A 19629-nucleotide genomic window follows, 5' to 3' on the forward strand; every position below is an offset into this window, starting at 1 on the left:
CCACTCCGTTGGGCTTCTGCTCAAATTATGCTATTCATCCAGCGCGCTGATGTATTTCTCCAGAGCGACATGGAGAGATGTTTCATCCAACGCACTTACCATCACTTTTAATGCCTGCCAGTGAGATGCAAATAAGCCGCTAAGTTTATTGCAACACGCCTAGCCGTGAGAACATCAGAGATTGTAATATTGCATACCATAATTACTGGAAAAATAAAAAGCTTTAAGTTAATAAATAAAAAAGTAAGTAAAACGATTAAAAAAGAATTGATCGATCGGTTACCCTCAATTAATACCCTTCATAACTTAATCGAATGAATATATTTTAAATTATTTACCTGAGAGTCATAATTAATTAATAAATCACTTATTCAATAAGCTTTAAAAAGAGGTTTAAATGGCTGGATTCAATTATGGCAGGCAAGGCGACGGCACAGGATGGAGTTCCGAGAGAGGCGGTCCTGCACCAGGGGGTGGGTAGCACTGGAAATGCAGGGAACCGTGACAATTCAGGTTTTTCAGGTGGCAGTGGTGGTAAAAATAATCCTCAGCTTCCATCATATTCGGTAACTTCAAAAGTTGTTGGTGACGCTGCTGCCAAAACTTACGGTATGCAGCCAGGCCTGTATTTTGGATATATGGTCGATGATTATGGAAATGTGATTGGGCAGTTCGAAGTGGGTATAGATGATGCAAACGGCCAAGATCCTGGCCCTCTATCAGCTCCTGGAAAGAATGGCGGCATGCATAAAGAAGCGCCTTTACAGGGGCCAGGTCGCTGTTACTGGTTTTTTTGGCGATTCCCAGCTGTCGCGGGAATACCCGGAATAGCTGGGAATCGAAAGAAAACATTTGGAAAAGAGCCTGTTATATAGCGCAAGAATAGCAGTAAGTCACAGGGAAAAACTTAACCGCACTGGTCATGCTGTCGCGGCGTTTCTCAGCCTCCCCAGCGGCTTTTAAGATAGCTTACCGCCTGCTGAGTCTGCGGCTGATTCAGATAGTTCTCTCTGAACAGAATCGTGCCATCAATATTGGGGTTCGATTCATTAAGGTCGAGCTGCTTTTTCAGCTCCGGTACGCCGCCCTGCTGTGTCCAGTCAGGCTCAACTTTTGACGGCTCGCCCACTTTATAGAGAGCAAGGCCGATGTAGAGCCGGGTTTTAGTCGGTTTCACGACCTCTGCCCACCAGTTTGCCAGCACATCGTATCGGGCCGCCTGACGGGAAAAAGGCCAGTAGAGCTGAGGTGCAATGTAATCCAGCAAGCCCTGCTGCACCCAGCGGCGGGTATCGGCAAAAGCTTCATCATACGCCGCCGCTCCGCGGGTATCGGAACCGGCAGGATCATGCGACAGATTACGCCAGACGCCCGCCGGGCTGACACCAAACTCCACGTCCGGCTTCAGTTGTTTGATGGTACGTGACACCTGCTCAATCAGCTGCTGAGTATTGTGACGCCGCCAGTCCGCTTTGCTGGCAAACCCCTGACCGTAGCGGCTGAAGGTCTGATTATCGTTGAGCAGTGAACCGGCAGATTCAGCATAGAAGTAGTCATCGAACTGCACACCGTCGATGGGATAACGCGCCACCACCTCGGCCACAATACTGGTGATCCAGTCACGCGCCTCAGGGATACCCGGATCGAGTACATAGCGATCGCCTGCAGTGCGGATCCAGTCGCGATGCAGCACAAAAACGCTGGCCGGATGCAGTGACAGCGTGCGGTTGAGTTCGCTGACGGTAGACGATTTAGTGTTTACCGAAACCCGGTAAGGATTGAACCAGGCATGGACTTTGATACCGCGCTTATGCGCCTCATCCAGCATAAACTGCAGCGGATCATAGCCCGGATCTTCACCAATTTTTCCTGTCAGCATATCTGACCAGGGGAGGATTTTTGAGGGCCAGAGCGCAGTGGCATCAGGCTTAACCTGGAAAAACACCGTGTTGATGCCCAGGCTTTTCAGCTTATCCAGCTTGTCGATCAGCGATTGCTGCTGCTGGCGGATACGCTGCGCCGGACTGGTGCCATTTACCGACGCAACCGGCGGCCAGTCAAGACGCGAGACCGTGGCTAACCAGACGCCCCGCATCGGTTCCTGCGCATGAGGTTGTGCTGGCTTGCCGGGCGTCGGTAGCGGCTGTTTCGTCACGGGCGGAAAAGGTGTGACCAGCGATTTCGGCGGCTCGGATGCGCAACTGACCAGCAACAACGCGGCAGCCAGCGCGGCGCCTCGCTTAATAGCCGCACGGGCCGGTGCAGTAAAGGGATTAAAGGCGATGATAGACTCCGGTATTGTCTGGTCGGGGCGCAAAGAGGAGTATTCTCGGTGACTCTGATTAAATGTCAATGCGTTAGCACAGAGGCGGCAGTAAAACCGCCCTCCTTCAAAACAAGCGCCCCTGAACCCGCTAGCGCTGTGGAGTGAACACCATTCCGGCGGACGCAAGACAGGCTTTAAGTGTGCCAAACGCATCCTGACACTGCCGCTCATTGACGCAGGCGTAACCCAGCAGCAATCCGCGCGCCTCCTGAGGGTGCATATAATATTGCGAAAGTGGCCGTACTTTGACGCCGCGCTTTAGCGCCTCCGCGGCTATCGCCACGTCATCCGCGCCTGCTGGCAACGGGATCACCAGATGCAGCCCCGCTTCATGATTGAATGCCGGTAAAAAGGCTGGCCCCAGATAGCGCTCGATCAGCCTGCATAGAAACTGCCGCCGCTGGCGGTAAAGCAGGCGCATCCGGCGGATATGCTCCATGTAATGGCCCAGCCGGATAAACTCCGCCAGCGCACGCTGAATCAGCAGATGTCCGCCGCGATAGAGCTCTGCCGCGGCGATGCGCAACGGCTGTGCCAGCGGTTTCGGCACCACCATGTAGCCAATGCGCAGCGCGGGATAGAGCGTTTTGCTGAACGTTCCCATGTAAATGACCGGCGCATCCGCTTCCAGCCCCTGCAGTGAGGGATGAGGCTGGCCGGAAAAACGAAATTCGCTGTCGTAGTCATCTTCCACAATCCAGCTCTGATGGCGACGTGCAAGGGTGAGCAATGCCTGACGACGGGCCAGACTCAGATGCACACCCAGCGGATATTGATGAGAGGGCGTCACAAACACCATCTTTGGTGCCGGGCCGCTGTCCGGCACCAGTCCCTGCTCATCCACGGGCATCGCCCGAATCTTAAGGCCATTCATGCGCAGCAGATTGCGCGTTCCCCAGTAGCCTGGCTCCTCCATCCAGACCCGATCGCCAGGATCGCACAACACCCGCGTCACCAGATCAACCGCCTGATGAACCCCTTCGGTGATCAGGATCTGGTCAGCATCGGCCCGCACTGAGCGTGCCACCCGCAGATAATCCACCAGCGCATGGCGCAGATCGGGACAGCCACCTCCGCTGCTGTAGACCAGGCGGTGAACGTCAGGTTCGCGATTCAGACGCGCCTGAATCTGACTAAACAGCTTATGGGGGAATTCGGTCACATCCGGCGCGCCAGGGACAAACGCGCCCCACTGGTAAGGCGATGCTGTAGCATGCCCCAGCAGACTGGCGCCACGCTTCGACAGCGTTGCCGGTCGTTGCGCCTTCACCGCCTGAAGGTCGGCTATCGCATCGCTCTGCAGAGAGTTTTCCGGCAGCGTCTCTGCAATCCAGGTGCCGCTGCCGGTCCGCGCGGTAACATAGCCTTGCGCCATCAGGCTCTCATAAACATGCATAACCGTGTTTCGCGACACGCCCAGTTCGCGCGCCAGATCGCGGGTTGGCGGTAAACGGCTTCCGCGCGGAAACACCTCTTCAGCGATCGCGGCCTGCATGCAGTTCAGCAGCCGCTGATGTAATGAGCCAGTTCTTAAAAACTGTAACCGCGCTAATAGATGATCTGCGTATAAGAGTCGCAATTGGCTCCACCTTTCCTCTGACAATTGGCTCTGGCAACTCACCACGCCTCAGGCATAAATAAACGTGTTTGTCGGGAAATGTAAACACGCATATTAACGAGGTGGAATAAATGAGCGAAAAAAATAACCTGTTGCAGCAGCGCAAAGCACAGGCTCTCCCCAAAGGTATCGGTACGCTGTGCGACTGGTACGTTGCCCGGGCAGAGAACGCCACCTTATGGGATCAGGAGGGTAATAGCTGGATCGACTTCGCGGGCGGCATCGCGGTACTGAACACCGGCCACCGCCATCCACGCATTGAACAGGCGATTGCCGATCAATTAACAAAGTTTACCCATACGGCTTTCCAGATCACCCCTTACGAAAGCTACATCGCACTGGCCGAGCGTATTAATCAGCGGGTTCCCATCGCCGGTGCGGCGAAAACGGCCTTCTTCACCACCGGGGCGGAAGCGGTAGAAAATGCTGTTAAAGTGGCGCGTGCCTATACCCGCCGTCACGGCATCATCACCTTTGGTAACGCATTCCATGGCCGCACCTTTATGACCATGGCGATGACCGGAAAAGTGGCGCCTTACAAACGGGATTTCGGCCCGATGCCGCCGTCAGTCTTCCATGCACGCTATCCCAGCGCGGTTCAGGGGATCAGCATCGAGGCGGCACTGACCAGCCTTGAAGAAATTTTTACGCAGGACATTGCGCCCCATGACGTCGCCGCGATCGTGCTGGAGCCGGTGCAGGGCGAAGGTGGATTCCATGCGGCACCTGCAGAGTTTATGGTGCAGTTGCGGGAGCTGGCTGACCGTCACGGCATTCTGCTGATTGCGGATGAAGTCCAGAGTGGATTTGCCCGTACCGGCAAGCTGTTTGCCATGGAACACTACCCGGTGAAGGCCGATATCATCACCATGGCGAAAAGCCTGGCAGGCGGGATGCCGCTCTCCGCGGTCGCCGGTCGTGCAGAGGTGATGGATGCACCTGCACCAGGTGGGCTGGGCGGAACCTATGCCGGAAACCCGCTGGCTATCGCCTCGGCCCATGCGGTGCTGGATGTAATTGAAGAGGAGCAGCTCTGCCAGCGCGCCGTTGATCTCGGTGCCCGGCTTGAAGCAGAACTCCAGGAACATCAACGCAAACATCCGGACATTGCTGAAGTGCGTGCGCTGGGTTCGATGGTGGCGATGGAGTTCTATCAGGCCAGCACCGCGCAGGCGGTTCAGAAGATGGCGATGGAACAGGGCTTGCTGCTGCTGACCTGCGGAGCCAAAGGCAACGTCATCCGCTTCCTCTACCCGCTCACCATTCCGGATGCGCAGTTCAGCCAGGCGCTGACCATTCTCTCCACGGTGATCGATCACTGTGTCGCACCCGCCGGACATCCCGTCGTCCCGGCCTGATTTCGCTGATGCGTTAACGCAAGTTCATCCCCGTTCGTCCGGCCATCCAGGCCGGACGTCGACAGGAGACGTTTACATGACGATGACTCAGAGTGCGAATGCAGATTCGCTGGCTCAAAACCTGAAACCGCGCCACGTGCGTATGCTCTCAATTGCGGGCGTGATTGGCGCCGGGCTATTTGTTGGCTCCGGCCATGCTATTTCTGAAGCGGGCCCCGCGGTGTTGATCTCTTATGCCGCTGCCGGTGCGCTGGTGGTCCTGATTATGCGGATGCTGGCCGAGATGGCCGTCGCCTCACCCGATTCAGGTTCGTTCTCAACCTACGCCGATAAAGCGCTGGGACGCTGGGCCGGATTTACCATCGGCTGGCTCTACTGGTGGTTCTGGGTGCTGGTGATCCCGCTGGAAGCCAATGCGGCGGGAACCATTCTTCATGCCTGGTTCCCCGATGTCGCCATCTGGCAGTTCACGTTTGCTATCACCCTGTTGCTGACCATTACTAATCTGCTCAGCGTGAAAAATTATGGTGAGTTTGAGTTCTGGTTTGCATTGATTAAGGTCGTGGCCATCATCCTGTTCCTGGGCGTGGCAGGTGCGGCAGTGTTTGGTCTGCTGCCTGACAGCAATACCAGCGGCCTGTCGCATCTCTACGACACTCACGGATTTATGCCGAATGGTATCGGCGCGGTCGTGGCTGCCATCCTGACCACCATGTTCTCTTTTATGGGCACAGAAATTGTCACGATTGCCGCCGCAGAGTCGAAGAATCCCGGCAAGCAGATTACTCAGGCGACTAACTCCGTCATCTGGCGTATTGCGCTGTTCTATCTGCTGTCGATTTTCTTTGTGGTGGCGCTGGTGCCGTGGAATGCGCCAGGGCTGGTTGAACAGGGTTCATGGCAGACGGTGTTACAGGCGATGAACATCCCGCACGCCCGACTGATTGTCGATCTGGTGGTGCTGATGGCGGTGTGCAGTTGTCTTAACTCTGCACTTTATACCTCTTCGCGCATGCTCTACTCTCTGTCACGCCGCAAAGATGCACCGGCGGCTGCCTCACGCACCAATCGCAGCGGCACGCCGTGGATTGCTGTGCTGCTCTCTACCGCGGCTGCATTTCTGGCGGTGATCGCCAATTATCTGGCGCCCAGCGTGGTGTTTGAATTTTTACTGGCCACGTCGGGAGCGATTGCACTGCTGGTCTATCTGGTGATTGCCGCGTCCCACCTGGTGCTGCGTAAAAAGCGCGAGAAAGCGGGTGAAGTCCTGAGTTACCGGATGTGGTTATTTCCAGGCCTGACGTGGGTCACTATCCTGTTTATCGTCACGGTGCTGGTAATCATGTTGTTTGATGCGAAACATCAGGCTGAATTACTGGCAACCGGCGGTTTGACACTGCTGATTATTACCACCAGCCTGGTGCTGCGTCGTAAAAAGGAGAAGCGTCAGAATACGAAATATTTTACTCAGCGCTCTTCTGACTCTTACTGATCTTCACGCAAGCTTTTTGTAAATTAAACCCACCTTTGACAGCAAAGGTGGTTTTTTTTGCATATCAACAGATGCAACGCGTATTAACCCTCGATTATGCAAGGGATTAATAAGATGCACACATTATCTGCTGATGATGATTACGGTAAACTGAATTCCCCGATGCTGACTTAAAAATTTCAAAAAAGATACTTCACTGGCTCTTAGTGACTTAATGATAAACCCTGTATGAGCTATGGGTTTATATCTTTAGATTCCATATCACCGTTGCTGCTAAGCCATTGCACTGTCGTTCAGAATAAAACTTCAGGAGAAGCATTAAAGATAGGTAACGTAAAGTATCCCTTTGCTCTTTTCAGGATTAAACCAGTGCATTTTTACTTCCAGAGGTAACTTGGTCAGCGATTCGGGATTCATCAGGTCAGCAGTAGTGACCACAGCCTTACCACTGGCGGGATCAAAACAGTCAAACACGACAGGATTTTGTCCGACATTCATATTACATGAACCATTAGTAATGGCTCCGCTGAAGGTAATAGTGCCAGAATCTGAATCCGCAATAACCGGTCCGGCCAGGGCAATCAGCAGCGTGCTAATGCCGACAGATAAAAAAGATTTCATTGTGCGTCCTCCTGAGTATGTATCACCTGTTATCGGCTCACATTCCCAAAGATTAAGTGCTGAGTGAACGAATAAATGTAAATGTACGAACGCTTAGCCCAATGAAATCCCTTAAAAACCTTTGTTGAGAATAATCCTAATCCAGCCAGCTAACGAGAGTGTAGACCATCGCTGGATAAATTTTCTTTCTTACATTCATTTTTTATTATGGCTTTGTAGCAGCAAATCACGGCTGCCTGTGACTTAATGACGCGTTGCAATAGTTAACACGCTATTCATAGCGCCTTCCGTTAGTGGAAAAGGTCATGATTAATGTGACGGTGGTAAACAGCAGGTAACTCTTCGCGCTTTAGATGACTTCACTACGCTGCTATCAAAGGCTTCCGCTGATCATGATTGAACAGTCAATATAAAATATCCGAAGAGAATGTTTATTTTACTCAAGCCATTCTCCTGCTGATTAATATTGCCAAAACACGTTCAGCTTATTCCAGATACTGGCTGAAACGCAGCAGATAACCATCGGGGTCCTGCACCAGAAACTCCCGCTGACAGGCGGTGGTCTCACCGGTGTCATAGTGGTTGTCCCGAAGCGGCCGATAGAGCGGAACAGCATGCTGCTGCAAACGCGTCAGCACAGCCTGAACATCATCGATTTCAATCTGGAAATTAATACCCCGCCCCAGCGGCCAGCGCAGATCGGCTATGTTCCAGCCCTGCGGATGGAACTGCTCAATCATCAATTGCACCTCTCCATAGCAGAGGTAAGCAAAATCAGGCTGCTGGCGCTGAATTCTCACACTGAAACCCAGCACCACGGTGTAAAAATGCAGCGAAGCGGCAAAGTCAGTGACGGTCAGTTCTGGCACCATAGGGTTCCAGTAAAAGGTTTGATTATCACTCATAGTAAGGTTCCATTTTGATCGGTTACTCTCCCCTCTGATCACCGGCTCTGGATTGTGATTTGCAGCTCATCCAGCATCAGCCGCAATGCGGCAGACTGGTGCTCACGCGACAGGTAAAGCCCCCATATGCCGATGCGTTGCGGCTCATAATCGGGCAGTAATTTTACCAGCTTCCCTGTTTCCAGTGCGTGACGAGCCTCCTGCTCAGGCACCATCGCTATCCCGCAATGCGCTATCGCCGCGTCACACAACAGTGAGGAGATACCCGCACTGAAATTTCCTCTGACGGCAACCGCGATTTTCTCCCCGCCAGCCGCCGTAAAATGCCAGCTCTGTCCGGCAAATCGACTGTAGTAGAGGCAGTTATGCTGAGCCAGATCGTCCGGGGTTTCCGGGTTACCCCGCGCCTTAAGATACTCAGGTGAGGCGCAGAGTACCGAGTGACATTCGCCAAGACGGCGTGGGATCGCCCCCGGCTCTGGCGAGTCGGTGATGCGAATAGCGAGATCGATACGCTCACCAATCAGGCTTACTGGCTGATTGTTAATTTCCAGCTCGATGCGCAGTGCCGGATAACGCGCCAGAAAATCGGGGATCACCGGGCCGACAAGATGAAGAGCCGTAAAGTGGGCGCAGGCGATGCGAAGCGTTCCGGCCGGGACGCCCTGGGTGGTTTCCTGCTGGATCGCCTCTGAGAGCAGGGCCAGCTGACGGGTTTTTTGCAGGATCGCCTCTCCGGCAGGTGTAAGGGTCAGCTGGCGAGAAGAGCGATGCAGCAGACGCGTTCCCGCCCACTTTTCCATCTCCTCCAGATAACGGCTGACCATCGGGCGGGAGATCCCCAGCGATCGTGAGGCGGCACTCAGGCTGCCCAGTTCACATATCCGGTTGAAAACGGCTGCCGCCGTGACTCTGTCCATCCACTCCACCTGTTCGGATTATGAAACTCAGCATCTCTGATTGCGGGAATTCTAACAGATAGCCAGATGCGTAGAATAGCGCCACTGATACTGAACATCGCCCGTTACGCCTGCCTGAATCGGGCATTTATCTCTGAGGATCCTCAATGAAAATTAAGTTTTTACCTGTGATGCTGGTGCTGGCCTCGGCCTCCGCCAGCGCAGCCACCCTGCAACTGCAAACCTATAATCCGCAGGAAAAGGGCATCTTTGCCGTCTCCTCAACGCTGGTTACCGGGCCAACCGAAGCGATTCTGTTTGATGCCCAGTTCAGCACCCAGGACGGTGAGAAACTGGCAGAGATGATTAAAAAGAGCGGAAAAACGTTAAAGAAAATTGTGATCACTTCTGGCGATCCCGATTTCTACTTTGGTCTGGAGCCAATTGTTAAAGCCTGGCCGGACGTGAAGGTGGTTGCCGCGCCGGCGGTGGTGAAGCATATCCAGCAGACGCATGACGCCAAGCTGAAATACTGGGGTCCACAGATGAAGCAGGGCGCGCCGGATAAGGTGTTTGTGCCTGAAGTGACCCATCAGACCCGCTTTAGCGTCGACGGCGAGGTGCTGGAGCTGCGTCATCCGGAGCAATACGCCGCTTATATCTGGATCCCGTCTGCGAGCACCATTCTGGGCGGTACCGCCCTCTCCTCGGGCATTCATGTCTGGACGGCTGACACTCAGACCGTTCAGAGCCGCGCTGAATGGCGTCATATCCTGACCGAAATGCAGACGCTGAACGCGAAGAACGTGATTCCGGGTCACTATCTTGGTGCCCGTCCGGCCGGTTCACAGGCGGTGGATTTCACCCTGAATTATCTGAAGAGTTTTGAAGCGGCGCTGGCGCAACATAAAACCTCAGCGCAGGTGATTACCGCCATGAAAGCCGCCTGGCCGAAACTGGCAGAACCGGCTTCACTGGAACTCAGCGCCAAAGTCAATACCGGCGAGATGAAGTGGTAAACCCCGCTGAGAGGTCAGCTGACCACCGGGTTTGCAACGTTTAAGCAGACCCGGCTGAACCCATTGACCTGATCTGAAGATGCCCGGGCGCTATCTTTTCGCCAGATAGCGCCTGTCATCGCGCGCCTGCAACCGCGCCTCCGCTGGTGAGGGGAAGATATAGTGAAACAGATCGCGGTAAAAACTCAGGTGCTTCAGCAATCCTTCTTGTATGGATCTACTGATGTCTTTGATCAGAAATTCCTGAGTGGTGCTGAAGTTAGTCACGCTAAAAAAGGTTTTGTCATAGACGTTGACCACACCTTCCCATTTCATCACCTGCTCTTCCGGGGAAGCCCCTTCAGAGGCGACAAATATCCCTTTATGGGATTTCACACCCTGCTTACTGATATATGTGGTTAACGCATCATAGCCGCGCTTGTTACGCCAGCGGCAGAATTCGTAGGGCACATCGTAATGGGGCAGCACAAAGTCCGGACTACGAAAATGTTCATCACCAATTAACCCATCAAGCGTAACCGTGAAATGCAGAAAGTCCTGCAGGAAGTCGAACTGGCGGGTTTTAGTCAGTGTGACATTAATGGTGTAGTGACCTGCATGCACATACCAGTAATTGGTAAAGCCGGTGACCAGAATACAGAACGCCTGCCAGTCACTGAGTCTTCGATCCCCCGCCAGCCCCCTGAAACGACTGATCATCATCCGTGATTTGGGATGCTGATACGCTTTCAGCAGCGGATCGTTCATACCTTTCAGTAACATCAGGCACACTCCTTGATAGATTGCGCTTATCCTGCCACGCCCTGATCAGGGTGAAAAGTGTCGTTGGTCTGAATGTGACCCCCCTTAAGATTGGGCGGGAGGCGTGAAACGTACTATCGGATCGGGGAGAGGGGTTAGCGTTTTAAATTCGTCAGCGAGGGGAAACCGGAGGCATCGATAATGAAACAGGATGCCAGCCTTACGGGCTCGCCTGTCAGAGCTTCGCGAGCGTCTTCAGCGTTTCTGGGTTCTGCTGCACCATGCGGATCAGTAAAACAGCCTGGGCGTTAGGTCTCGCCCTGCCCTGTTCCCTGCAACCGCACCAGCTCCTGAGTTAACAACGTGACCAGCTTCCGCACTTTATCCGGGATAAAGCGGGCATCGGGGAAAACTGCATAAAGATAGCGGTCGGGAAGCCGCCAGTCCGATAAAACCCGCACCAGTCGGCCGGATGCCAGCGCGTCTGCGCCGATAAGTGTTTGTAACCCACCGATCCCCAGCCCCGCTTCAAGGGCCTGCATCATTGCATCACTGTTGTTAGAGCGAAAAGCACTTTCCACCGGCACAGACACCCTCGTGGTCGCGGACACCAGCTGCAGCGGCGCATCGGGCGATACGCCGCTAAAACGTATGTGAGGATGGTGCTGCAGGTCACTGGGAGTTTGCGGCGTGCCGTTTCGCGCTATCCACTCAGAGGAAGCCACCAGCACGGTTTCAACCGTGGTGAGTGAACGGGCAGCCAGTGTAGCGGGCGGCGATTCGCTGAGGCGGATTGCCACATCAACGCCTTCACCAATGAGATCCGACAGGCGATCCTCCAGCGCAATATTCAGACGCAGCGCGGGATGCGCCTGCTGGAATGCAATCAGATGCGGCATAAGCCGCTGCCCGATGCCGCTCGGCAGTTGCATATAGAGTTTGCCGTGCAGAGGCTGCGATTCAGGCCGTAGTTGCTGCTCCAGCTCTTCCATCGCGCTGAGCAGCTGCCTGACCTGCTGCAGATAATGCTGACCCTGCTCCGTCAGCGCCATTTTTCGTGTGGTGCGGTGCAGTAACACAACCCCCAGCGCCTCTTCAAGCGCGGCAATCTGCTGGCTTACCGCCGACTGCTTCATGCCGTTTTGCCGGGCCGCCGCCGAAAAAGATCCCGCTTCCGCCACCCGGATGAAGGTCTGAATCGCATTCAGTTTGTTCTGCATTTATTGATTTTCCTGATAAGTGACATCCGGTTCAGGGGATTTAATCAGAAATAAACGCAGGTGAGAATGCGGCTTCTCTCTTAACAGGGCAATGATCATGAAAACGACGCAGGATAAGAAGGTTGCGCTGGTGGCGGGTGCCAGCGGGATTGTCGGTCAGCAACTGAGTCAGGCACTGGTAGCAGACCACTGGCAGGTCAAAGCACTGACGCATCGGTCAGACTATGCAGTCAGCGGCACAGAGGTGATTGCGGTTGATCTGCGCGATAGCCAGCAGTGCCAGCAACGGCTGGCATCACTCACCGACGTCACGCATATCTTTTACAGCGCCTGGCTGAACGCTTCTGACTGGGGAACCATGGTCGGGCCGAATCTTGCCATGCTGCAGAATCTGGTTCAGACCATGGAGGATGTCGCCCCACTTGAGCATGTCAGTCTGATGCAGGGATACAAGGTGTATGGCGCCCATCTCGGACGCTTTAAAACGCCGGCGCGGGAAAGCGATCCTGGCGTACCGGGTGCTGAGTTTAACGCCGCGCAGCTGAACTGGCTGAGCGCACAACAGCAAGGTAAAGCCTGGCACTGGAGTGCGCTGCGGCCCGGTGTGGTCGGCAGTGACAGGCCGGGCAACAGCATGAACCTGGCGCTGAGTCTGGCGCTGTACGCTTCAATCTGTCGCGCGGCGCGGCTGCCCTTACGCTTTCCCGGTTCGCCGGAAACCTGGCACAGTATGGTCGATTTTACCGATGCCACTATGCTGGCCGACGCGACGATCTGGGCCGCACGCACTTCTGACGCACGCAATCAGGCGTTTAATATCAACAATGGCGATCTCTGGCGCTGGAGTGAACTGTGGCCGGTCATTGCAGCGTGGTTTGAACTGGAGATCGCGCCGCCGGTTTCGCTGTCGTTCCGGCAACTATTTCAGGATTATCGTACGCTGTGGCGGGAAATCGCCGCTGCCGACGCGCTGCTCCAGCCCGACATTCTTGCGCTCAGTGATGGTGTCTTCGCTGATTTTGTTTTTGGCTGGGATTACGACATGTTTGGCGACGGCAGCAAACTGCGGCGGGCGGGATTCCACGGTTATCGCGCAACGGATAAGATGTTCTGCGATCTGTTTGCCCGCTTCCGGGCGGCCCGGATCATTCCGTGATGATCCGTTGAATACCGATGCAGAGAGCAGGAAAGTCGCTCTCTGCATCGGGCCATTATTAGCGCCCTTTCTTCTTACGTCCCGGCTGGACAAAGCGCTTGCGTGAGGCACCGTTAGCATCCGCTTTTTCAGCGGGTTTCGCCGCACTCTTCTGCGGTTTTTTGGCGGCGGCCGGTTTCGCCGGGGCTTTAGCTTTCTTCGCAGGTTTATCTTCTGAAGAGGAGTTCTCCAGCAGTTTAAACAGCTCAACGAGTTCGTCGTCAGTGAGATCGCGCCACTCCCCCAGCGGCAATCCCTTGAGATTGACGTTCATGATGCGGGTGCGCTCAAGCTTCGTCACTTCAAAGCCAAAATGCTTACACATGCGGCGGATCTGGCGATTCAGCCCCTGGACCAGCGTGATGCGGAAGACAAACGGCGCTTCTTTCTTCACTTTGCACTTTTTGGTCACCGTGCCCAGCATCGGCACGCCTGCGCTCATTCCGGCAATAAACTCATCGGTGATCGGCTTGTCGACCGTAACGACATACTCTTTTTCGTGGTTGTTACCGGCCCGCAGGATCTTGTTGACCAGATCACCGTGGTTGGTAAGGAAAATCAGGCCCTGAGAATCTTTGTCGAGTCGGCCAATCGGGAAGACGCGCTTGCTGTGATTGACGAAATCGCTGATGTTATCGCGCTCGCCCTCTTCCATGGTGGTGATAATCCCCACCGGCTTATTCAGGGCAATCAGCACCAGATCGTCTTCATCGCGCGGCTCGATAAGCTGACCATTGACCTTCACCACATCGCCTGCAAATACCTGCGCGCCTACAGTGGCGCGTTTGCCGTTAATGAAAACATTGCCCTGCTCGATGTAACGATCGGCGTCACGACGGGAGCAGATGCCGCTCTCGCTGATGTATTTATTAAGACGAGTTGATGAGTCAGTCAGCATGATTCCTCCAAAAAACGCGGACTATACCTTACCGGCGGGGGCTTGCGAAGTCTTTGCACCGGAAACTTTTGCCCTGCTTCGCCAGCCTGACGGCGGCGGGCATTCACAGATCAATCGCCATCTCAGTACAGCGCAAATCGCTGCCCGCCAGCTTTGACGGATAGAAACTTTCGCCCAGCGGCCGGAAGCCATGCTGCTGGTAAAAGCCCACGGCGTTCGGCGTCGAAGCGAGCGTCAACCGGTGGTAGCCACGCTGCAGCGCCTCCGCTTTGATGGTGTCGATGATCAGCCCAGCCATTCCCTGTCCGGTAAATCCGGGCAGGGTAAAAATGGCTTCCACGCTGGCGGCGGCAAGGTCCAGCGATCCCATAGCAACCGGCACGCCGTCCGGGCCATCAATCACGAAGAAGGGATTCATGCGGATCATTGCAGGAAAGCTGGCGGGCATGCGATCTGGCGTCCAGGCGGCGAGCACGTCGGGTGGATAAGCATGCTGGCAGCCATGACGGATGGCCAGATTTCTGATGTTCCATAAATGGTGCGCCTCTTCGGGCGATGCCTGTCTGACAATCATAGTGCCCTCCGGCTCTGCAACAGAACCGCTACGTTATCACATCGCTTTGCGGCTATCTGCGAATACCGCCGGGTTCAGATGCCCCTGGCCTCGCCGCAGTTACGCGCGGTCATGAAGCGCTGCTGCATTGGCAACCGTGCTGTTTACGTGTTGCTGCATTTGCAACATCCACTTTATGCAACATTGGTTTTTAATCTAGTAACATCAATCTATTACGCTCTGGCATGGTTACTGCTTGGTCTTTTCTTTTATATCTGAAAGTTTGGAAGATTTAACTGTTCCATTAATCCAGCTATATACCAGGAGAAAACCATGTCACTGAACCAACCTTTACAGTTCGCCTACTGGGTGCCGAATGTCTCGGGCGGACTGGTGATCAGTCAGATAGAGCAGCGTACCCGCTGGGATGCCGAATACAACCGCAAACTGGCGCAGATCGCTGAACAGGCGGGTTTTGATTACGCGCTGACGCAGATTCGCTTTACTGCAGGATATGGCGCAGATAATCAGCATGAATCGGTCACATTCTCGCAGGACTTACTCAGCCACACCTCAAAATTAAAAGTCATTGCCGCTCTGCTTCCCGGTCCTTGGAATCCGGTGTTGGCGGCAAAACAGATTGCCACCATCAGCCATCTTTATGGTCCACGCATCGCCGTTAATATTGTCAGCGGCTGGTTCCGGGGCGAATTCAAGGCAATTGGTGAACCCTGGCTCGATCATGAAGAGCGCTATCTGCGTTCAGAAGAGTTTATTCGCTGCCTGCGCGGCATCTGGCGTGAAGAGAGTTTTAGCTTTGCCGGCGATTTTTATCGCTTCCGCGATTACGTGATGAAACCCAAGCCGTTGTCACCGCTCCCGGAAATTTTCCAGGGTGGCAGTTCACGCGCGGCGCGCGACATGGCCGCCCGGGTGTCAGACTGGTATTTTACCAACGGTAATACCCCGGACGGCGTTCGTCTGCAGGTCGCGGATATCCGTGAAAAAGCCGGACGTCATCAGCATCAGGTCAGAATCGGGCTGAACGGTTTTGTGATTGCCCGCGAGAGCGAACAGCAGGCGCAGGCGGTGCTTCATGAGATCATCAGCAAAGCCAACCCGGATGCGGTAAAAGGCTTTCAGCATGAGGTCAAAAATGCTGGCAGTGCCTCACCCGAAGGAGAGGGAAACTGGGCGAAATCGTCGTTTGAGGATCTGGTGCAGTACAACGACGGCTTTAAAACCAATCTGATTGGCACACCGCAGCAGATTGCTGAACGCATTATCGAACTGAAGCAGGCCGGTGTGGATCTGCTGCTGCTGGCATTTCTGCACTTTCATGAAGAGGTCGAATTCTTTGGCCGCGAAGTGATACCGCGGGTCCGCGAACTGGAGGCGCAGTCTTTGATCGAAGCGTGAAAAAGGTACGCCACAGAAGAGAGTTATACCCGACTGCATCCGGGGTGTGATGAACGCTCAGATCTGCTGCAACGTCGCCTGCCGCTATCATTATGATAGCGACGGACAACGTCTGCAGGGCTTTTCACTCCGCAAAGCAGATCCGTTAAAAGCGGGCGTTAAGCCCGACGTTCCATGTCACCTGATGCATGTCGCTGTTGCCTGTTACCGCCGAGACGCCCGCAAAGGCATTCACCGAGGTGCCAAGCGGCACGCTCGCACCCACCGCCATATCGATCCAGTTATCATCACTGGAATCGCTGCTGCGGGTAAAGGCGGTGCGGGTCGATTTCAGTCCGGCGGTGACCGCCGAATCGCTGTCACCAAACTGGTGGTTGTAGCTGACCTGCGCCCAGGGATTGATCAGCAAATCTTTGCTGTCGATACGCCAGCCCACTGCGCCGATTTGAGAGTGCAGCGTCTGGTCGCCAAAGCGCATTGAGGTGCTGCTGTTGCCCTCCTCTTTATAGCCATCGACCTGGGTGTAGTCGAGCGCATAGCTGGCCACCGGGCCAGTAGAAACATAGCTACCCAGCGGCAAATCCCAGCCGGTCTGCAGCCGCATTCCCAGCACCTTACCGTTGCTGTTGCCCTTTTCCGTGCGGGTCGCCGGTCCCAGCCTGATCTGACGCTCAATATCATCAAAGTCGAGATCCGCATAATGGGCGTCCGCATTAATCCATCCCCGATCGAGATAATTCAACTGACTCCAGAGCGCCACCAGATTGCCGCGTAAACGGTAATCAAAGCGCGACGAGGGATCCTGACGTTGCGAGGTCGTAGAGAGCATGGCACCGGCCTGCCAGTGATCGGTCAGCTGATAGCCCACACCCACGGTACCACTGGCGCTGGTCGCATCGCCATCCTGCAGGCTGTCGCCGCGGAAATCACGCTGCTGCCCGGCATAACCGCCGAAAACCGTAAATTCCCCGGCGTTAGCGGGCTGCTGACGCTGCTGCTGCAGATGTCCATCCAGCGTATTGCGCGCATCGCCCACCAGCATCGACGGCGCCTGACTCAGTGCAGCTACCTGCAGCGGCGCATTCAGCACCGACTGAATGTAATCGGCGATCAGCGCATGGACCGCCGGGCTGGGATGCAGTCTGTCTGCAAACAGATACTGCTGTGACTGCGAAAATCCTGTCGTCGAGGAGGTGCAGTCCATCGCCGAGACACCTGGCGGACAGGCCATTCCGGCCGTATTCGTGAGTCCATACAGGCCCGGATTAGCGATCACCTCATTAAACAGGCCATTGATATCCACTCGTGCGATGTTCCCGCGTGCGGTCACCAGCCCCTGCTCTTCAGCCTGGTTGTAACGGTCGGTGAGGGCCGCCGCCTCCTGACTCAGTAACTGCCAGGCGGCAATCAGCTGCTGTGCAATGGCATCCCGGATCAGCGGAATTGAAGAGATTTGTCCGGCCGCCTCGCCAAGCGCGGTTTCAATCGCCTGCTCTCTTGCGGCACGGTCAGGCGTAGTGGTGGTGCTCAGCGACTGAAACAGCGCCGCCGTGGCAGGTTGTGCCGAGGGGCCAAGCACCTGCAGAATCGCCTGCAGCAGGGCGGGCGTTGCCCCTACATTAGGTACCGTCGGTACAATCACCGTTCCGGCTCCGGCATCCAGCAACCGGCTGACCTGTGAGGCCGCTGCACTGGCGCTGTTATCCACTATCTGCCGGGCAGCGAGAGGGGCAAGAGCCGCCGCCGCTAAATCATTGCCGCCAATCCAGTGAATATAGAGACCGTCCGAATCAGCTCGTCCGCCTCGCGCCGCAAGGTAGCTATCAAGCTGATCCTGAGTGTTAAACAGGGGATTAATCGCAGGTACCGCAACTGCGCCACCTTCGGCATAGTTGCTTCCGCCCTGCGATGAAGGGCGCAGGTTATCACCCAGCGACTGCGCTACGATCTCGTCATAGAGCGGATGGGTCGCGCCATCATAGATAAAGCGCCCGACGTTCCCGCCATCACTCAGGCTATCGCCAAAGACGGTGAGGTCGCTCCAGGCCATCGCTGGCAGCGGCGACAGCAGGCTCAGGGTGGCACAGCAGAAAAGGTATTGCGCGTGAAGGGGTTTCATCAGCAGCTCCGCACAAATCAAATGAAAGTCAGTATGAGTAAGAACCGCACCGGCTAGCGCAGCAAGCTGTAAGCGTAGACGGCTGAGGAAAGGGGTGGCAGAAAATACGGGATCGCGCTCGCAAAGCGGAGAAATTTGACTTAAAGATCAGCCGTGCCGGTTCAGGTGAAATACCGGGAACCCGCCACAGCGTCGTTACACTGGCTACTTTTTGCTGGCGGGCTTCAGCCCGCGATTAAGATCCTGTAACCGTTTCATCGTCTTAACGGTACGCTGTGGCAGCGTTGAGGCAACGGACAGGATCAGCATCTCCAGACAGACCATAATCGTGCCGTGCAGGGGAATGCGTCCCTTCTCGCCGCCGCGCGGCACATTGATTACGACATCCGCCTCGCGGGCGAAAAAGGAGTCGGTGGCGTTGGTCAGCAGAATTATCGGTATATCCAGCCGCTTCGCTTCACGCACCACGGTTGTCCCTTCCCGATGCGCCGACTGCTGCGCCATCATGATCAGCACGTCGCCACGCTGTAGCGCCAGCATCTGCTCTGCCAGCGCAATTCCGGCACGGTTAAGGGAAAAGGCGGGCAGACCGATACGGTTGAGCAGCCGCACGCTGTAGTCCGCCAGAATACCTGAGGCGTTGATGCCAAAAATAGCGACCTGCCGAGCTTCGCCCAGCAGCGCCACGCTATCCGCTACCGCCACCCGATTCATTGGCTGCGACAGCACCTCACAGGCGTGCCGGTGGCCCTCCAGCACAAAGTCGATGGCGCTGTTCACATCACTGGTCACCTCACTGACGGTGGTAATCATCTTATCTTCAGAGGTCAGCGAAGGACCAAACCAGGCCTTAAGTGTCTGTTTGAGGTCGCGTAGCCCGCTAAAGCCCAGCGCCTGAATCGCGCGGATTACAGTGGCATCAGAGGTGTGATTCGCCACAGCGATCTCCATCGCGGTGCTCTCCAGCACCGTTTCCCGCTGTTGATCGATATAACGCGCCACCGCCAGCAGGCGGGGTGAAAGCTGCTTTTCACGGGCGCGAAGACGTTCTGCCACCACATCCACTCTGTTTTTAAAGGGCCTGCTCTGTTTCATGCTGCACCTGCAACTGGGGTTAACGTGTGAAAAGGCTCATCGCTGGTCTGGCTAAATGGAGAGTTTAAGGGCTGGAGATGTAGTAAAAACGTCATGTTGTTTTATATTTCACCTGCAGAAGATGTGGATTTAACCAAGAACCTCACCTCCC

Annotated in this window: 17 protein-coding genes and 1 pseudogene; 6 read left to right on the forward strand and 12 right to left on the reverse strand. The window is 55.1% G+C overall.

All coding sequences use genetic code 11. From position 1 onward, the window contains the following. Nucleotides 1–413: 413 nt before the first annotated feature. The gene (locus tag ACO6VX_RS19950; protein WP_236352473.1) at nucleotides 414–875 is read left to right on the forward strand and encodes a hypothetical protein; all 462 of its coding nucleotides are present in this window, start codon (nucleotides 414–416) and stop codon (nucleotides 873–875) included. Between the two features lie 65 nt (nucleotides 876–940). On the opposite strand, the gene ACO6VX_RS19955 is transcribed toward ACO6VX_RS19950, so the two are convergent. Both ACO6VX_RS19955 and ACO6VX_RS19960 read right to left on the reverse strand, forming a co-directional pair. Continuing rightward, entirely contained in the window at nucleotides 941–2317 is a 1377-nt protein-coding gene (locus tag ACO6VX_RS19955) for a glycoside hydrolase family 10 protein (RefSeq protein ID WP_029519592.1), read from the reverse strand. Between the two features lie 97 nt (nucleotides 2318–2414). After that, nucleotides 2415–3905 carry a PLP-dependent aminotransferase family protein gene (locus ACO6VX_RS19960; RefSeq protein WP_182500568.1) on the reverse strand — a complete coding sequence of 497 codons (1491 nt, stop codon included), beginning with the start codon at nucleotides 3903–3905 and terminating at the stop codon, nucleotides 2415–2417. A 110-nt stretch (nucleotides 3906–4015) separates the two neighbouring features. Here ACO6VX_RS19960 and gabT point away from each other — a divergent pair, with 110 nt between their 5' ends. After that, entirely contained in the window at nucleotides 4016–5302 is a 1287-nt protein-coding gene (gene gabT / locus ACO6VX_RS19965) for a 4-aminobutyrate--2-oxoglutarate transaminase (protein WP_033760699.1), read from the forward strand. Between the two features lie 76 nt (nucleotides 5303–5378). Further along, a complete protein-coding gene (gabP, locus tag ACO6VX_RS19970) occupies nucleotides 5379–6794 on the forward strand; it encodes a GABA permease (RefSeq protein WP_033760702.1) in 1416 nt (471 codons plus the stop codon). Nucleotides 6795–7112: 318 nt separating this feature from the next. Here gabP and ACO6VX_RS19975 read toward each other — a convergent pair whose 3' ends face one another. From ACO6VX_RS19975 to ACO6VX_RS19985, 3 genes are all read right to left on the reverse strand, one after another. Next, nucleotides 7113–7415 (reverse strand): type 1 fimbrial protein, encoded by a 303-nt coding sequence (locus tag ACO6VX_RS19975; protein ID WP_062758956.1) that lies wholly within the window; start codon nucleotides 7413–7415, stop codon nucleotides 7113–7115. Nucleotides 7416–7900: 485 nt separating this feature from the next. Then, a complete protein-coding gene (locus tag ACO6VX_RS19980; RefSeq protein ID WP_422431406.1) occupies nucleotides 7901–8320 on the reverse strand; it encodes a bleomycin resistance protein in 420 nt (139 codons plus the stop codon). Nucleotides 8321–8358: 38 nt separating this feature from the next. Beyond that, on the reverse strand, nucleotides 8359–9240 hold the full coding sequence (locus ACO6VX_RS19985; RefSeq protein WP_422431404.1) for a LysR family transcriptional regulator: 882 nt from the start codon (nucleotides 9238–9240) through the stop codon (nucleotides 8359–8361). Nucleotides 9241–9386: 146 nt separating this feature from the next. Between ACO6VX_RS19985 and ACO6VX_RS19990 the strand changes: the two genes are divergently transcribed. Next, the gene (locus ACO6VX_RS19990; RefSeq protein WP_033768815.1) at nucleotides 9387–10238 is read left to right on the forward strand and encodes a Vmh family MBL fold metallo-hydrolase; all 852 of its coding nucleotides are present in this window, start codon (nucleotides 9387–9389) and stop codon (nucleotides 10236–10238) included. A gap of 90 nt (nucleotides 10239–10328) precedes the next feature. Here the strand turns inward: ACO6VX_RS19990 and ACO6VX_RS19995 are convergent, their stop codons facing one another. The 3 genes and pseudogenes from ACO6VX_RS19995 to ACO6VX_RS20005 form a co-directional block, all read right to left on the reverse strand. Beyond that, complete coding sequence (locus ACO6VX_RS19995; protein ID WP_033760716.1) at nucleotides 10329–11000, reverse strand: hypothetical protein; 672 nt, start codon at nucleotides 10998–11000, stop codon at nucleotides 10329–10331. 214 nt (nucleotides 11001–11214) lie between these two features. Next, nucleotides 11215–11310: pseudogene (locus tag ACO6VX_RS20000) on the reverse strand (transcriptional regulator); the annotation flags it as partial. Continuing rightward, a complete protein-coding gene (locus tag ACO6VX_RS20005) occupies nucleotides 11288–12199 on the reverse strand; it encodes a LysR family transcriptional regulator (protein ID WP_422431402.1) in 912 nt (303 codons plus the stop codon). The pseudogene ACO6VX_RS20000 and the gene ACO6VX_RS20005, both read right to left, overlap by 23 nt. Nucleotides 12200–12296: 97 nt before the next feature. Here ACO6VX_RS20005 and ACO6VX_RS20010 point away from each other — a divergent pair, with 97 nt between their 5' ends. Then, entirely contained in the window at nucleotides 12297–13355 is a 1059-nt protein-coding gene (locus ACO6VX_RS20010; protein ID WP_337037157.1) for an SDR family oxidoreductase, read from the forward strand. A 58-nt stretch (nucleotides 13356–13413) separates the two neighbouring features. Here ACO6VX_RS20010 and rluF read toward each other — a convergent pair whose 3' ends face one another. Both rluF and ACO6VX_RS20020 read right to left on the reverse strand, forming a co-directional pair. Further along, complete coding sequence (gene rluF / locus ACO6VX_RS20015; protein ID WP_033768811.1) at nucleotides 13414–14292, reverse strand: 23S rRNA pseudouridine(2604) synthase RluF; 879 nt, start codon at nucleotides 14290–14292, stop codon at nucleotides 13414–13416. Between the two features lie 103 nt (nucleotides 14293–14395). Then, entirely contained in the window at nucleotides 14396–14866 is a 471-nt protein-coding gene (locus ACO6VX_RS20020; protein ID WP_045139994.1) for a GNAT family N-acetyltransferase, read from the reverse strand. A gap of 312 nt (nucleotides 14867–15178) precedes the next feature. Here ACO6VX_RS20020 and sfnG point away from each other — a divergent pair, with 312 nt between their 5' ends. Next, the gene (gene sfnG / locus ACO6VX_RS20025; RefSeq protein ID WP_033760750.1) at nucleotides 15179–16264 is read left to right on the forward strand and encodes a dimethylsulfone monooxygenase SfnG; all 1086 of its coding nucleotides are present in this window, start codon (nucleotides 15179–15181) and stop codon (nucleotides 16262–16264) included. A gap of 145 nt (nucleotides 16265–16409) precedes the next feature. On the opposite strand, the gene ACO6VX_RS20030 is transcribed toward sfnG, so the two are convergent. Then, on the reverse strand, nucleotides 16410–18383 hold the full coding sequence (locus ACO6VX_RS20030; RefSeq protein ID WP_422458282.1) for an autotransporter outer membrane beta-barrel domain-containing protein: 1974 nt from the start codon (nucleotides 18381–18383) through the stop codon (nucleotides 16410–16412). A 204-nt stretch (nucleotides 18384–18587) separates the two neighbouring features. After that, nucleotides 18588–19478 (reverse strand): MurR/RpiR family transcriptional regulator, encoded by an 891-nt coding sequence (locus tag ACO6VX_RS20035; protein WP_187506749.1) that lies wholly within the window; start codon nucleotides 19476–19478, stop codon nucleotides 18588–18590. Nucleotides 19479–19629: the final 151 nt, after the last annotated feature.

This window comes from Pantoea sp. BJFS-204 (assembly GCF_049310725.1).
GTDB classification, from domain to species: Bacteria; Pseudomonadota; Gammaproteobacteria; order Enterobacterales; family Enterobacteriaceae; genus Pantoea; species Pantoea agglomerans.

What these genes read in the sequence shown, in the direction of transcription:
- ACO6VX_RS19950 (WP_236352473.1), top strand. Translation starts at nt 414, where the DNA reads ATGGCAGGCAAGGCGACGGCACAGGATGGAGTTCCGAGAGAGGCGGTC.
- gabT (WP_033760699.1), top strand. Translation starts at nt 4,016, where the DNA reads ATGAGCGAAAAAAATAACCTGTTGCAGCAGCGCAAAGCACAGGCTCTC.
- gabP (WP_033760702.1), top strand. Translation starts at nt 5,379, where the DNA reads ATGACGATGACTCAGAGTGCGAATGCAGATTCGCTGGCTCAAAACCTG.
- ACO6VX_RS19975 (WP_062758956.1), bottom strand. Translation starts at nt 7,415, where the DNA reads ATGAAATCTTTTTTATCTGTCGGCATTAGCACGCTGCTGATTGCCCTG.
- ACO6VX_RS19980 (WP_422431406.1), bottom strand. Translation starts at nt 8,320, where the DNA reads ATGAGTGATAATCAAACCTTTTACTGGAACCCTATGGTGCCAGAACTG.
- ACO6VX_RS19985 (WP_422431404.1), bottom strand. Translation starts at nt 9,240, where the DNA reads ATGGACAGAGTCACGGCGGCAGCCGTTTTCAACCGGATATGTGAACTG.
- ACO6VX_RS19990 (WP_033768815.1), top strand. Translation starts at nt 9,387, where the DNA reads ATGAAAATTAAGTTTTTACCTGTGATGCTGGTGCTGGCCTCGGCCTCC.
- ACO6VX_RS19995 (WP_033760716.1), bottom strand. Translation starts at nt 11,000, where the DNA reads ATGTTACTGAAAGGTATGAACGATCCGCTGCTGAAAGCGTATCAGCAT.
- ACO6VX_RS20005 (WP_422431402.1), bottom strand. Translation starts at nt 12,199, where the DNA reads ATGCAGAACAAACTGAATGCGATTCAGACCTTCATCCGGGTGGCGGAA.
- ACO6VX_RS20010 (WP_337037157.1), top strand. Translation starts at nt 12,297, where the DNA reads ATGAAAACGACGCAGGATAAGAAGGTTGCGCTGGTGGCGGGTGCCAGC.
- rluF (WP_033768811.1), bottom strand. Translation starts at nt 14,292, where the DNA reads ATGCTGACTGACTCATCAACTCGTCTTAATAAATACATCAGCGAGAGC.
- ACO6VX_RS20020 (WP_045139994.1), bottom strand. Translation starts at nt 14,866, where the DNA reads ATGATTGTCAGACAGGCATCGCCCGAAGAGGCGCACCATTTATGGAAC.
- sfnG (WP_033760750.1), top strand. Translation starts at nt 15,179, where the DNA reads ATGTCACTGAACCAACCTTTACAGTTCGCCTACTGGGTGCCGAATGTC.
- ACO6VX_RS20030 (WP_422458282.1), bottom strand. Translation starts at nt 18,383, where the DNA reads ATGAAACCCCTTCACGCGCAATACCTTTTCTGCTGTGCCACCCTGAGC.
- ACO6VX_RS20035 (WP_187506749.1), bottom strand. Translation starts at nt 19,478, where the DNA reads ATGAAACAGAGCAGGCCCTTTAAAAACAGAGTGGATGTGGTGGCAGAA.